Annotated in this window: 17 protein-coding genes, 1 tRNA gene and 1 pseudogene; all 19 read left to right on the forward strand. The window is 43.2% G+C overall.

Annotated features, from left to right (window positions below; all coding sequences use genetic code 11):
• On the forward strand, nt 1–553 hold a 553-nt coding region (locus AB3Y94_RS13085), incomplete at its 5' end, for an ERF family protein (RefSeq protein WP_367296582.1).
• Nucleotides 546–977, forward strand: a complete 432-nt coding sequence (gene ssb, locus AB3Y94_RS13090) for a single-stranded DNA-binding protein (protein ID WP_367296583.1) — start codon at nt 546–548, stop codon at nt 975–977. The genes AB3Y94_RS13085 and ssb, both read left to right, overlap by 8 nt.
• Before the next feature lie 14 nt (nt 978–991).
• Complete coding sequence (locus AB3Y94_RS13095; RefSeq protein ID WP_367296584.1) at nt 992–1,708, forward strand: putative HNHc nuclease; 717 nt, start codon at nt 992–994, stop codon at nt 1,706–1,708.
• Nucleotides 1,689–2,441, forward strand: coding sequence for a hypothetical protein (locus AB3Y94_RS13100; protein ID WP_367296619.1), 753 nt, complete (start codon nt 1,689–1,691; stop codon nt 2,439–2,441). The genes AB3Y94_RS13095 and AB3Y94_RS13100 overlap by 20 nt, the downstream gene beginning before the upstream one ends.
• Before the next feature lies 1 nt (nt 2,442).
• The gene (locus AB3Y94_RS13105) at nt 2,443–3,213 is read left to right on the forward strand and encodes an ATP-binding protein (protein ID WP_367296585.1); all 771 of its coding nucleotides are present in this window, start codon (nt 2,443–2,445) and stop codon (nt 3,211–3,213) included.
• A 169-nt stretch (nt 3,214–3,382) separates the two neighbouring features.
• Complete coding sequence (locus AB3Y94_RS13110) at nt 3,383–3,796, forward strand: hypothetical protein (RefSeq protein ID WP_367296586.1); 414 nt, start codon at nt 3,383–3,385, stop codon at nt 3,794–3,796.
• A complete protein-coding gene (locus AB3Y94_RS13115; protein ID WP_367294650.1) occupies nt 3,783–4,139 on the forward strand; it encodes a DUF3310 domain-containing protein in 357 nt (118 codons plus the stop codon). The genes AB3Y94_RS13110 and AB3Y94_RS13115 overlap by 14 nt, the downstream gene beginning before the upstream one ends.
• On the forward strand, nt 4,120–4,311 hold the full coding sequence (locus tag AB3Y94_RS13120) for a hypothetical protein (RefSeq protein WP_367296587.1): 192 nt from the start codon (nt 4,120–4,122) through the stop codon (nt 4,309–4,311). The genes AB3Y94_RS13115 and AB3Y94_RS13120 overlap by 20 nt, the downstream gene beginning before the upstream one ends.
• A gap of 161 nt (nt 4,312–4,472) precedes the next feature.
• Nucleotides 4,473–4,688, forward strand: a complete 216-nt coding sequence (locus AB3Y94_RS13125; protein ID WP_367296588.1) for a hypothetical protein — start codon at nt 4,473–4,475, stop codon at nt 4,686–4,688.
• Between the two features lie 143 nt (nt 4,689–4,831).
• On the forward strand, nt 4,832–5,257 hold the full coding sequence (locus tag AB3Y94_RS13130; protein ID WP_061777282.1) for a transcriptional regulator: 426 nt from the start codon (nt 4,832–4,834) through the stop codon (nt 5,255–5,257).
• Between the two features lie 73 nt (nt 5,258–5,330).
• Nucleotides 5,331–5,388: transfer RNA gene (locus AB3Y94_RS13135), tRNA-OTHER, on the forward strand.
• A gap of 632 nt (nt 5,389–6,020) precedes the next feature.
• Nucleotides 6,021–6,215, forward strand: coding sequence for a hypothetical protein (locus AB3Y94_RS13140; RefSeq protein WP_367296589.1), 195 nt, complete (start codon nt 6,021–6,023; stop codon nt 6,213–6,215).
• Nucleotides 6,208–6,681, forward strand: coding sequence for an HNH endonuclease (locus tag AB3Y94_RS13145; protein WP_367296590.1), 474 nt, complete (start codon nt 6,208–6,210; stop codon nt 6,679–6,681). The genes AB3Y94_RS13140 and AB3Y94_RS13145 overlap by 8 nt, the downstream gene beginning before the upstream one ends.
• Nucleotides 6,682–6,954: 273 nt before the next feature.
• Nucleotides 6,955–7,413 (forward strand): phage terminase small subunit P27 family, encoded by a 459-nt coding sequence (locus tag AB3Y94_RS13150; protein WP_367296591.1) that lies wholly within the window; start codon nt 6,955–6,957, stop codon nt 7,411–7,413.
• 30 nt (nt 7,414–7,443) lie between these two features.
• Nucleotides 7,444–9,351 (forward strand): annotated as a pseudogene (locus AB3Y94_RS13155) (terminase large subunit).
• Nucleotides 9,341–9,538: a DUF1056 family protein gene (locus AB3Y94_RS13160; protein ID WP_341780396.1), complete on the forward strand. Its 198-nt coding sequence runs from the start codon at nt 9,341–9,343 to the stop codon at nt 9,536–9,538. The pseudogene AB3Y94_RS13155 and the gene AB3Y94_RS13160 overlap by 11 nt, the downstream one beginning before the upstream one ends.
• A gap of 2 nt (nt 9,539–9,540) precedes the next feature.
• Nucleotides 9,541–10,695, forward strand: a complete 1,155-nt coding sequence (locus tag AB3Y94_RS13165; protein WP_061777278.1) for a phage portal protein — start codon at nt 9,541–9,543, stop codon at nt 10,693–10,695.
• Nucleotides 10,673–11,392, forward strand: coding sequence for a head maturation protease, ClpP-related (locus AB3Y94_RS13170; RefSeq protein ID WP_367296620.1), 720 nt, complete (start codon nt 10,673–10,675; stop codon nt 11,390–11,392). Before AB3Y94_RS13165 ends, AB3Y94_RS13170 begins: the two co-directional genes overlap by 23 nt.
• Nucleotides 11,392–12,624, forward strand: coding sequence for a phage major capsid protein (locus tag AB3Y94_RS13175; protein WP_367296592.1), 1,233 nt, complete (start codon nt 11,392–11,394; stop codon nt 12,622–12,624). Before AB3Y94_RS13170 ends, AB3Y94_RS13175 begins: the two co-directional genes overlap by 1 nt.
• Nucleotides 12,625–12,629: the final 5 nt, after the last annotated feature.

Genomic DNA, 12,629 nt, shown 5'->3' on the forward strand with positions numbered 1-12,629 from the left:
CGCTGCAGTAGATGGGGCGTTGCCAGAATCGTTAGGTTATACGCAGGAAGCGACCAGCGATACTAATGGTGTCTCTATTACGACTATGCTGTTTGATGCTAGTGGCGAGTACATCATTTACAATCCACTTAGCATGCCAGTACAGCGCAAAGACGCGCAGGCATTCGGCTCTGCTGAAACTTATGCACGACGATATAGTTTATCAGCAGCATTCGGCGTATCCGCTTCTAAAGATGACGATGGACAACAAGCAACTAAAGCGGCTCCTAACAACCGTGCGGCACAACAACCAGCTCATAGGAATAACGGGACACAACAAAGCAATCGTCAACCCCTGCCTGTAACTAAAAAGCAGGCCACAACACTTAATGGATTGTTTGAGGCAATGAGTAAGGCAGCAAGTGCCCCAATTGAAGCTGTTAGAAACGGTTATCTGGAAAAATTAAACGTTAGCCAGGTCAATGATTTGACGCATGACGGTGCTAACCAACTGATCAGACTAGTGACTGTTCAATTAAAAAATCAAAGTGAGAAGAGGAATTCTAATGATTAATCGAGTAGTTTTGACCGGACGACTAACCCGCGATGTGGATTTACGGCATACGCAAGGCGGTGATGCTGTAGCTACTTTCAATCTGGCCGTTGACCGGCGGTTCACCAACAAACAAGGTGAGCGCGAAGCTGATTTTGTTAGTTGCGTTATTTGGCGCAAGTCGGCAGAAAACTTTGCTAACTTCTTCCACAAGGGTTCCCTTGTCGGCATTGATGGCCGTATTCAAACACGTAACTATGAAAATCAGCAAGGCCAACGCGTATACGTCACAGAAGTTATTGTTGAGAACTTCTCGTTCTTGGAACCAAAAAAATCTACTGGTAACAGTAGTTATCAAAATAATCGGCCGCAGAACAATACGAGTGATCCGTTTGCTAATAACGGCAATCCCATGGATATTCAAGATGATGATCTCCCATTCTGATTTGAGGTGATTAAATGCAGCGGTCACGATCAAAATACTTTGAACGGAATGGCAAGTCATACTTGTTAGTTGAGCTTGATCATCAGCCTAATTTAGACCATATCGAGACCGTTAGCGGTTCACGTGACCAACTTTACCTGGATTGGGAACTAGCCGACACACGCAAAGCTAGGCCGCAACAACGGCGTCTATTCTTTGCCCTGCTAAATGATATTGCTGATTACTTCGTGGTGCCACAAGACTTCCTGAAAGCAATGTTTTATGGCCAATATCGTGAGTATACCAATGGTAATGAGATTAGCCTGTCAGACACGACAGAATCGTCTGTGAGCGACGCTAACGTGTTACTCGACCTAGTTATCGACTTCATGTTTACGTGGCGTGTACCGTTCAAACAAGGCTATGAATTGCTACCGAGAGAGCAAGAGTATTACCAGTATCAGTGTTGCCGGCATCGTCGGTGCATGGTGTGTGGCCGTGAACATTCGGATATTAACCACGTTGATACAGTTGGATCTGGCCGCAATCGGAATCATCTTGACCATACGCAACTACGAGTTAACTGTTTGTGCCGAGAGCACCATACAGAATGGCACAAGATCGGTCCGACAGCCTTTGGCGAGAAGTATCACATTCCAGTTACTGGGATCAAGTTGGACGAAGAGACGTTGAGAAAGATTGGAGTTAGAGGAAATTACCGAGGTGAAACAAATGGGAAATCTATTAATTAGTGAGCCACCGTTACAGGTTTTACCGTCATTAGCAATCGCATTAAATAGTGTGGACAAAGCAATCATTCTTCAGCAAATGCATTATTGGATTACTCGTTCTAGCAATGTGAAAGACAATTATAAATGGGTATATAACAGTGTTTCGGAGTGGCATAAGCAATTTCCGTGGCTATCTGAAAAAACGGTTCAACGATATTTGAAGGATTTAGAGAATCACGGATTGCTAATTACCGGGAACTATAATAAGGCCAAATTTGATCGTACAAAATGGTATCGAATTAATTATGAAGCATTAGACAGTTTGGGAGCAACGTGGGGACGCGCAGTTCCTACCAATGGGACTGACAATCCTAATTCAAAGGGACCCGGAGTCATAACCAATACCAATAGAATACCAGAGATTACTTCAGAGACTACAAAAGAGAATAGTGCAGCTGCCGCTGCACCTTCCTCAATTGAGTCTGACTTTGAGGAAATCTGGTCAGCTTATCCCAACAAAAAGGGAAAAAAGCAAGCGTTTAACCATTACAAATATTGGCGTAAAAAGTCAGCAAAGCATTCCAACGATTATCTTTTCAACCAGTTAAAACTGTACAAGCAGTATATTTCTCAAAACAAAGATTGGTACCGCCCTATGGATGGATCTACATGGTTCAATGGCCGGTTTGATGATGAGTATCAAGTATCGACTGAACAAAAACATGAGGGCCGCGAGTATTGGACGGGAGGTTAACATGGAGCGTGTTACTTTTAATCATGAATATATTCAACAACTAGCCAATGCCCATCATGTTGACCTGAACCACTTGCCAACTAAAGAAGAATTAGATCGTAAGACGGCTGAACAAGCAGCTCAACAATTGAAACGGGACAAAATGGCCCGGTACTATAGCTACTCGGTCTGGTCCGGCAACATACCGCTCAAGTTTTCGTTTGGCAACTGGGATATTGCTAAGCAGGACAATCCACACTTAGCTAAGTCATTAGGCAAGAAAGCATTCGTGTTGGCTAAGCAATTAGAAAACCAAAACTTCAATGTCGTAATGATGGGTGATCGTGGCGTTGGTAAAACATCTTTAGCACTAGCTATGTTGGACCACCTGATGAGCCATGGTCATAGTGGCATGTTTGTATCAACTGCCGAGCTTCTAAGAATGGTCAATGACAAATATGAGGACACCTCAATTCGTTCCAAACTACTCAATATAACACGTTCGATGATTGAGGTTGATGTATTGGTACTAGATGATTTTGGCACAGAAGGCGGTATGACTGGCAACATTAAACCGGTTCATAAGGATCTGCAAGACATCATGTATCGGGTATCTAATGCTAGAGTTGATTTTAATCACAACACCGCTAAAGGTATCACCATCATTACGACCAACAATACCAAGGGACAGCTAAAACAGATGTATGAAGGCAAGTTCATTGATCGCGTATATCCAGATAACTCAGCACAGCAACTGATTTTTGACGGCATGAAAGGGGTGCGTAACGTATGAGTGAATGTCCATTGTGTCATGGCACTGGCATTGTTCACCACTGCACAGCAAGCACCGTAACAGCTATCCCATGTCCCAATTGCAATGAAGCTTTAAAAGAACGACGTAAACATGAATTTGAAGAAATAAGGAACGAAGCAAAACGACTATTGAGGAAGGAGTAAAAGTTATGTCATCAAACAAGGAAATGGCTGAAATTAGAGCTGCTTACGCCAATTATGGCGACGATCCAGATAAGTGGCCGGAAAATGTTAAAAAAGAAATCCGCGGTCAAGATGAGGAACAGCATACGGCAGAAAATAATATCCTACGCCACCTGATTATCCGTGGATACACCAGCGAATATATTGCACAAGAACGGTCAAAGTCACTGAAATATCTAAAGCAATTACGTGGCAGAATGAAAAGTCGTGACGAATTGGATTACCAAGCCACACCAGATGAATTAACACAGTTGAAATACAACCTCGATCACATGGACAATCCTAGCAACCCAAAAATTGCTAGCGCTATGGGACGCGACAAAGATTGGGTGCGCTGCATGCGAGTGAAGCTACGGGAGGCAGACAATGACAGAAATTAGACCAGACTATTACCGCGGTAGTGATGGCAAAGATTTGTTTGACAGATTTGAGGCTGGACTTTTGTCCCCTGAGGAAACTATCGGCTTTTACAAGGCCAATGCCATCAAGTATCTAACTCGCGAAGCGGATAAAAATGGCGAAGAGGACTTAGATAAGGCCTTGACTTACATTGGTCGGCTAAAACAGTTTAAGTATCCGAAGAATGTTGATACAACTACCGATGAGACGCGCGGAAATTATAAGTTTGATAATGATCGTTACCGAAAACATCAGGAATTAGTTGCTCAGGCATGGCTGGACGGGTATCAAGTGGAGGCACAGCATGACACACGAACAGATTGAGTATCGCAAATACGTGCTGCAAGGCATGGCAAGCTATGGTGGCGATGTGGCACAGGCGTTAGTGTGGTGTGGCAATCATTTTATAAAGCTGAGCAACAGCCAGCGCAACGCGATTAACAAGCTGTCGGCGAAGGAACGTAACCAGGTTATCCATGAGCTGACGATGGTATAAAATTCTTATTTTATGTAGGAGGAATATTTATGGATCAAATTTCTGAGAGCACGTATCTTGAAAACAAAGATAATTGGGACAAAGTAGCAGAAGAAGGCGGACTTGAAATTTGCGATGACGAAACGGGCGAACCCATTTACACAATCTAATAAGGAGGACGTATGGATAAAACGCGAGAAGAAATGAACGGCAACCAACGTATGTTGCTTAATTATCTGGAATCATTGGTACCAGAAGACGATGTATTGATGGGGCTAGCTGAGTTTCAATCCAGATTAAGCGAGCACAGCGTGCCTAAGGAAGTTTACATTGCTTTAGGCATGCTTAGCAATGCGGAGATTACTAACGTGCTACACGAGCTTACACGGCCATTTTAGATAGCAAAAAAGGGCCGCCCAGCAGCAGCCCTTACCCCAAATTAGCTTCTAAAATTAACTCTTACTCCGCGGCCAACGAACAAAACATTATGCCATTAACATTAAAGCAAACTTAAAATAAGCTTAAGATGGAGGAATGATGGGTGAAACGATCGACGATTAGAACAGTTGAGGACATCTTACGGGATTATCCTAAGATTGATAAGTACATTGAACAGTGTGAACAGGAGTTACGTTATCCGGTAACGCCGGTTGATGAGAATGTTGGCGGTGGCCGGGCGCAGAACGGATTCAACGACAGCACAGAGCGGTTAATTATCACGCTAGATGAGGACAAGCGGATTAACGCACTGAAGAAGCAGCGCCAAGTTATTGATGACTGCTTAGATGAAGTGGGTCCCGATACGCAAGCAATTATTGACGAGCAATATTTTCGGAAATATCCGCGCTATACCTTAACAGGAATGGTCGAAAATAACATGCTGAGCGTCGGTAAGTCACGAGCATATAAACTGAAAAATTTGTTTATAAAGAAGTGTGCTAAAGGATTAGGATTATACGATTTATAAAAAGTGGAAAAAACCGAGAAAATTGACCCCTAATTTGGGTGTAAATTGGTAACATAAGCGATTGATGAAATGGACGTGCATAGCTCAACGGCAGAGCAAAGAAGATACGGGTTCGACTCCCGTTGCACGTATTGCATGCCGATTCCATTAGAAGAAACCGGGTTAGACACCAACTCTAATGGATAAAACGCCAGTCGGTAGCAGGCACCGTGAGAGCCTGTCGATAGTGTCGATCGCTTAATAAGTGCAAACTCTCTTAGAGGGTTACTGGCAATCTCCGAGTTCTTAAGGATTAGTAGGAGATGGGTAGTCGCTGTAGGTAAACGGTTAAGCCGTCAGCGACATTGGCCAGCAACCACGGTATTGCGCAATGCCAAAATGCGAGTTCTATACGCTAAGCTTAAAAGCGTAAGTCGACGGGTGGTTGAAACGTGGCTAAAATAGAAAAAGTCACGTCAGGAGGCTCATAACCGCGTGTGGTTCGATTCCACACCAATCACATTTAACAAGCGTTATCTGATACTTATGTGAAGATAACGCTTACAATGGAGCTGTATTAGGGAATACCTCCCAAAAAATATTTCCTAATATGTGACTCCATTTTCATTAGCCAGCATTGCATCGCTGGCAATCATACACCTGGTCGTCTCTAACGAGGCGGCCTTTTAATTTGGAGGAATGGCAATGAGAAACTATCAACGGGAAAACTTAATATTCGGCCTGCTGATGGTGCTACTCATTATTGTGTTGGGAGTGTGGCTACATGCGACACACTGAGTATGGCTACGTTAGCCCAACAGAAAATTACTGCTATCGTGACTTAGAATGTTGGTTGGCTGATAAGAAGAAACGTGAGCGTCGTGCTGATAAGCATGGCGCTTTTAATTTACACAAAGGTGGTGGTGATCATGCCAAGAGTAAGACGCTGCAGACAACCAGGATGCCATGCCATGGTTAACTTCCCAGATCACTATTGTCAACAACACTATGAACATGAAGCAGAGTACCTAGCAAGTCGTGAGCGTTGGGCACGTAGCCACGATAAGCATTACACGCACAAGTACAACACGGTCACACGTAATCGTGATGACACTAAGCGTCAGCAATACGACTTCTATCGTACAAGGCAATGGTCACATCTAAGGCAACAAGTCCTAGAACGTGACCATTACTTATGTGCTTACTGTAAAGTTCAAGGCATTATCACACCTGCTAAGACTGCTGATCACATTGTACCCATTGAGTACGACCAAGCAATCAAAGCAAACGTTGATAACCTTGCTGTCATCTGCGGTAAGTGTCATAGGAGAAAGACTGATTGGGAACAGCGATACTACGGGACTGGACAAGGTAACGAGCTAAGACAAGTCAATGAAATTACCGATGTGATTGCCATTAATGCATTGATGAATAAGGAGAGATGAATGTGGAACACTCTACCGGGTATTCGGACTGTAAATTTACGGTGAACGATAACGCATTTGATTATCTGGCTGTCCAGTTAAACACGTCTAATTTGCGTTCTAAGGAATAATAGAACAATCAGGTGTAATGTATCGAAAGCTATATAAAAATCACCCCCGCCCCCTATTAACGGACGGCTAGAGCGCTCACATAACCCTCATTTTGTGACGCAAACGTTTTTTTAAACTTTTTAGGTAGGGGGGATCACCCAATAACGAAAGGAGGCAGAGAAAATGAAAAAAGCAGATAAAGACGTCAACAACGGTCAATTAACGCGCACACCGCCAGCTTACTTAGGACGGCAAGCTAAGGTCGTTTGGCGTCGATTAGTGCCTTTTTTAGAGGATAACACCCCAGTTATGCGCATTGATAGCGGACTTGTGGAACAATATGCTTCTCAGTATGAGATTTACCGCAATGCGTATAAACATATCCAGGAAAACGGTGAAGTCCAAGCAATCTATAAAACGTTACAAGATCAGACCGGTAAAAAAATTGGTCGAGACTTCGTGGGCTACAAGCGAAACCCGATGACTCAAATTTATGATTCAGCGGTTAAAAATTTAACGAAGTTAGGCGCTGAATTGGGATTATCTCCTAAGTCACGTAGTGATTTGCTCAAGTTAAACTTAGATGACCACAAGGATGAGCGAAGCATTAGTGACCGCATGAAAGAATTTTTGGGAGGGTAAAAAAGACTACTTGTGAAAGGGGGTGATCTTATGAATATTGACCTTACTCAATCACACGATGTGTTAGGAGCATACCGTGGAATTGATGTTAAAAGTATTCGTGACGAATACACAGATGCAGGAACTCAGTACGCTTTAGATGTTTTAGATCAGAAGGTAACCACTGGTTATTTAATTAAGTTAGCGGCTTTTCGCCATATTCGAGACTTGCAACGACAAGGTAGCGTTGAATTTCCCTTTACTTATTCGGTTAAGAAAGTAGACCAGGTACTTAAATTTGCTTCCATCTGTCCGAACGTTGATACAGGCGAACCAACTAAGCTTATGCCGTGGCAAAAGTTCATTATGGCTATGCTGATTGGTTGGCGTAATGATAACGGTGGTAAGCGTTTTTCACGGGCTATAGTTTCAGTTTCCAGAGGCCAGGGGAAAACTGTGCTTATGGCGATTATCACTGCCTATAGTTTTTTAATTGAGTCGTTGGGACTATCTAATCAAGATTACTTAGTATCTTCTATTAATTACAAGCAAACGAGCAAAATTCTGGGCTATATTAAGTCAATGCTAGCCAAGATTGCAACGATTGAGCCATTTAAGTCGTTGATTACTGATAGTGGGCTAGATACTCGTACATTGTCGTCTCAATCTGATCAAATTGTTATGAGCAGTAATAATAACAAACTGCGAGCAATTAGTCACGAAGCCGGTCAATATGACTAGCTAGGCTCATTTCACTTTACAACTGCTGTTTTTGATGAAATAGGTGAAGTAAAAACACGGCAGAAGATTTCTAAAATTGTTTCGGGCCAAGTTAAGGTGCGTAATAAGCAATTCGTTCAGATTTCAACGGCTTATCCTGACCCAACCGTGCCATTCCATGATGATGAACGCATGATTCAGCAAGCCATGGAACAGGATTACTTGCGTGATGCCGATACTTACTTAGGTCTGATTTGGGCCCAAGACAGCTTAGACGAGACGTTTAAGCCGGAAACCTGGGTAAAAAGTAATCCCTTACTTGATCTGCCAAGCCAGTATGAAGTCTTAATGAACGGGCTGACAGACAAGCGTGATTCTGACGCGTTGTCAGGAACGATTAATGATTTTCAAAACAAAAACCTTAACCTTTGGCTAGAACAATCAGTGGACAGCTTCCTTAAATTACCTGACGTTGAAAAAGCCATTGTGCCATCGTTTAGTTTCGATGATCGCCAAGTCTACATTGGTTTTGACTACTCAATGTTTAGCGATAATACCGCTTTGGCATTTGTGTTCCCCTATCAGGATGCTAAGGGCAAGCCACGCTGGTTTATTTACCAGCATAGTTTTATTCCGTGGCAGAAAGCCGGCTCGATTGAAGCCAAAGAAAAACAAGATGGCATCAATTATCGTAATTTAGCTCAAAATGGATTTTGTACGATTAGCAGTCACCCACAAGGGTTGATTAATGACGAGCAAGTCTATCAGTGGTTGCTTAACTTCGTGGATCGTCACCGGTTAGAGGTGGTCTTTTTTGGCTATGATGCCTGGGGAGCCACACCAGCTATCAAACAGCTAGAGCTTAATTCTGGTTGGCCGTTAGAAGCTATTCGTCAACGAACCAGTGAACTGAAAGACCCAACCAAGTTTTTGCAAAAGTTGTTTGTTGAAGGCTCGGTAGACCGCTTGGATGATCGAATTATGGAAAAAGCATTACTCAACGCTGAAATTTATGAAGATAAGATTGGCATTCAGGTTGATAAGGCTAAGGCTACGCTAAAAATTGATGTGGTTGATGCGTTAATTGATGCCTTATTCCAAGCCATGTATCACTTTGAAGACTTTTCAGACGTGAACAATCCTGATAAACAGGTCGAACGTATGAACGAAAAACAAGTTCTTGAATGGTTTAATAACCCGGAGTCAGGATTGCTAGGAGATGATATTAATGATTTTTAAACGCTTTTTTGCCATGATTTGGCACTATTTCGACTTTTTATGCTTCGTAAGTGCCCTAATTGTGGCGGATTACGGGGCCTTTTTATTTGGCAAACCTTGGGGTGTCATGGCAGTAGCAGTGACACTGTTTGTAATTGGGTGGCTGTCAGAAGTGATTAACACGTCCCAGAGTAAAGGAGGTGATTAAAAATGCCAGTTTTCAGACCACCTGAGATTAAGAACCAAGTGCAAAGTGTGCCCGTTGAAGATAGCGACATTGTTAATTTTTTAGCCCCCAATGGTCAACGTGATTATGTCAGTGCAACAGATGCGCTAAAAAATTCTGATATTTATTCGGTAGTCAGTCAATTATCCGGTGATTTAGCGACGGTACAGCTTAGTGCCAATATGCCACGAGCGCAAGGTATTTTGAACAATCCCAGCAACACTGCTAATGGTCATGCGTTCTGGCAATCAATGTTCGCCCAGCTTTTATTAGGCGGCGAATGTTTCGCGTACCGCTGGCGCAATCGCAACGGGTTAGATATGCGTTGGGAATACTTGCGGCCCAGTCAGGTTGAAACGTACTTGTTGGAAGACGGAAGTGGCCTAACTTATACCGTGACGTTTGATGAAACACGATTAGGTGTACGGCAATACGTACCACAGGGTGACATGATTCACATTCGGTTAACTGGTATTAACGGCGGTCAAACAGGTATTAGCCCATTAGAAGCACTAACTAGTGAGCTACAGATTAAGGACGCTTCCAATGACTTAACCTTAGCTGCTTTAGCACGTTCTATCAGTGCTCCAGGTGTGCTATCTATTCAGCATGGCGGCCTGTTGAGTGAAAAAATGAAAGCTAGTCGATCACGTAACTTTATGAGGCAGGTTAACACATCTAACGGTGGCCCAGTTGTAATTGATGAGCTGGAAGAATATAAGCCACTCGAGATGAAGGCTGATGTAACTAAGCTTCTAAGCCAGACTGATTGGACAAGCCGCCAGATTGCCAAAGTATTTGGTATTCCGGATAGCTATTTAAACGGCCAAGGTGATCAGCAAAGCAACATTGACCAGATTAAAGGCATGTACGCCAATGCACTCAACCGTTATATGCAATGTATTGTATCTGAGCTGGACAACAAGCTGAACGCGACTATCACCGCCAATTTACGGCCGGCAATCGACCCATTAGGCGATTCCTTTGCCACGACTCTATCTGGATTGGCTAAGGACGGCACAATTGCTAATAATCAAGCTACCTGGGTGCTGCAACAACTAGGATACTTCCCTGCAGATATGCCAGAAGCCATTCAACCAGCGGAAGGAGGTGGAAATAACGAAGAAGGTAACGATTAAAGGTGACGTGGTCGACAATGAGACAGCGGCGTTCTATCAGTTCTTTGGTATGCCAGCTGTATCACCAGCCAGCGTGTCGGATGTGCTAGATAGCGCGGGTCCTAATGATGATGTAGAAGTTGACATTGCGTCTAACGGAGGCGACGTGTTTGCCGCTAGCGAGATCTACACGATGCTAAAAAATTATCAAGGTAACGTCACGGTTAATGTTCAAGGATTAGCTGCTAGTGCTGCTAGTGTGATTGCGATGGCTGGCGACAAAGTCTCTATCTCACCCACAGCACAAATTATGATTCATAAAGCTTGGTCCGGCGTCCAAGGCAACGCGGACGACTTATCGCATGAGTCGAATGTGCTAGACAGCATTGATCAGTCTATTGTTGCAGCGTATGTTGCTAAGACTGGCATGGACGCTGATGATGTGCTGCAATTAATGGCTAATGAAACTTGGATGACGGCACAAGATGCAGTGGATAAAGGCTTTGCTGATGAAATTATGTTTGTCGATGATAAGCAACCTCAATTCACTAATTCAATTTCAGAGATTCCTTCTAAGGCAGCAATCAACAAATTTATGAATCTGATTTCCAAGTCACAACCCAAACATACACAACCTAAAGAAAGCCAACCTGCTAATGAGTTAATGCAAAGCAAGTTGGCTATTTTGATGGGGAAAAATAAAGAGGAGGCCAACTAATGGCTACGAATATTAATAACTTAAACGATGCCTGGATTGCCCAAGGGCAAAAGGTATCAGATCTGAATGACAAGCTTAATGCTGCCGTTTTAGATGATAAATTTAACAAAGAAGAATTCGAAAACATGACTGCAGAACGTGACAATGCGGTTGCCCGGCGTGACGCTTTACATGAACAATTGGAAGAAGAACGCAAGGCTCAAGAAATTGCCAATATGGATGATAAGAATAAGACCCCACTTGATGATAATGAAAAAGGCATCAAAGCTGAGTTCATTAAGAACTTCCAAGGCATGATTAAGGGTGACCCCAAAGTTATGAACTTGGTAACTTCTTCTACCGATGAAGGTGGCAATGCGATTGGCTTAACTATTCCTCAAGATATTCAAACGGCAATTAATACGCTGGTTCGCCAATACGATTCATTACAACAGTATGTTAATCGAGAAGCCGTTACAACTCAAACCGGGTCACGAGTTTACGAAAAGTGGACTGACGTGACAGCTTTAGCTGATTTAGATGATGAAACGGCTACCATTGGTGATAATGATGATCCTAAGCTATCCATTATCAAATATACGATCCATCGGTATGCTGGCATTACCACTGCCACTAATTCGTTACTAAAGGATACAGCTGACAACATCATGGCTTGGCTATCACAATGGATTGCCAAGAAGGTTGTAGTTACTCGCAACGCTAAGATCATTGAAGCAATGAACAAGGCGCCAAAGAAGCCGACCTTAGCTAAGTTTGATGACATCATTACGATGATCAACACGGCTGTTGATCCCGCTATCAAGTCTACGTCGTTCTTAATGACAAACACGTCCGGGTTTAACGTGCTGTCAGAAGTTAAGGACGCAATGGGCCGTTACTTATTGCAACCCGATCCAACACAACCTGATCGGTATTTAATCCGTGGCAAACTGGTTGTAGAGGTAGCTGACAAGTGGTTGCCTAACGTTAAAGCTACGTCAGCAACGGCTTATCCACTTTATTATGGCGATTTGTCGCAAGCAGTAACTTTGTTTGACCGAGAAAGTACTTCCTTATTAACTACCAATATTGGCGGTGGCGCCTTTGAAAAAGACCAAACTAAGATTCGTGTGATTGATCGGTTTGATGTGGAACCAACGGATACCGAAGCTTTTGTTGCTGGTTCATTTGCGGCGATTGCTGACCAACCAGCGAACTTTGCAGCAGGTTCTACAACCACACCTGGTAAGTAGTAATT

This window comes from Levilactobacillus yonginensis (genome assembly GCF_964065165.1).
Classification (GTDB): Bacteria; Bacillota; Bacilli; order Lactobacillales; family Lactobacillaceae; genus Levilactobacillus; species Levilactobacillus yonginensis_A.

What these genes read in the sequence shown, in the direction of transcription:
- ssb (WP_367296583.1), top strand. Translation starts at nt 546, where the DNA reads ATGATTAATCGAGTAGTTTTGACCGGACGACTAACCCGCGATGTGGAT.
- AB3Y94_RS13095 (WP_367296584.1), top strand. Translation starts at nt 992, where the DNA reads ATGCAGCGGTCACGATCAAAATACTTTGAACGGAATGGCAAGTCATAC.
- AB3Y94_RS13100 (WP_367296619.1), top strand. Translation starts at nt 1,689, where the DNA reads ATGGGAAATCTATTAATTAGTGAGCCACCGTTACAGGTTTTACCGTCA.
- AB3Y94_RS13105 (WP_367296585.1), top strand. Translation starts at nt 2,443, where the DNA reads ATGGAGCGTGTTACTTTTAATCATGAATATATTCAACAACTAGCCAAT.
- AB3Y94_RS13110 (WP_367296586.1), top strand. Translation starts at nt 3,383, where the DNA reads ATGTCATCAAACAAGGAAATGGCTGAAATTAGAGCTGCTTACGCCAAT.
- AB3Y94_RS13115 (WP_367294650.1), top strand. Translation starts at nt 3,783, where the DNA reads ATGACAGAAATTAGACCAGACTATTACCGCGGTAGTGATGGCAAAGAT.
- AB3Y94_RS13120 (WP_367296587.1), top strand. Translation starts at nt 4,120, where the DNA reads ATGACACACGAACAGATTGAGTATCGCAAATACGTGCTGCAAGGCATG.
- AB3Y94_RS13125 (WP_367296588.1), top strand. Translation starts at nt 4,473, where the DNA reads ATGGATAAAACGCGAGAAGAAATGAACGGCAACCAACGTATGTTGCTT.
- AB3Y94_RS13140 (WP_367296589.1), top strand. Translation starts at nt 6,021, where the DNA reads ATGCGACACACTGAGTATGGCTACGTTAGCCCAACAGAAAATTACTGC.
- AB3Y94_RS13145 (WP_367296590.1), top strand. Translation starts at nt 6,208, where the DNA reads ATGGTTAACTTCCCAGATCACTATTGTCAACAACACTATGAACATGAA.
- AB3Y94_RS13150 (WP_367296591.1), top strand. Translation starts at nt 6,955, where the DNA reads ATGAAAAAAGCAGATAAAGACGTCAACAACGGTCAATTAACGCGCACA.
- AB3Y94_RS13160 (WP_341780396.1), top strand. Translation starts at nt 9,341, where the DNA reads ATGATTTTTAAACGCTTTTTTGCCATGATTTGGCACTATTTCGACTTT.
- AB3Y94_RS13165 (WP_061777278.1), top strand. Translation starts at nt 9,541, where the DNA reads ATGCCAGTTTTCAGACCACCTGAGATTAAGAACCAAGTGCAAAGTGTG.
- AB3Y94_RS13175 (WP_367296592.1), top strand. Translation starts at nt 11,392, where the DNA reads ATGGCTACGAATATTAATAACTTAAACGATGCCTGGATTGCCCAAGGG.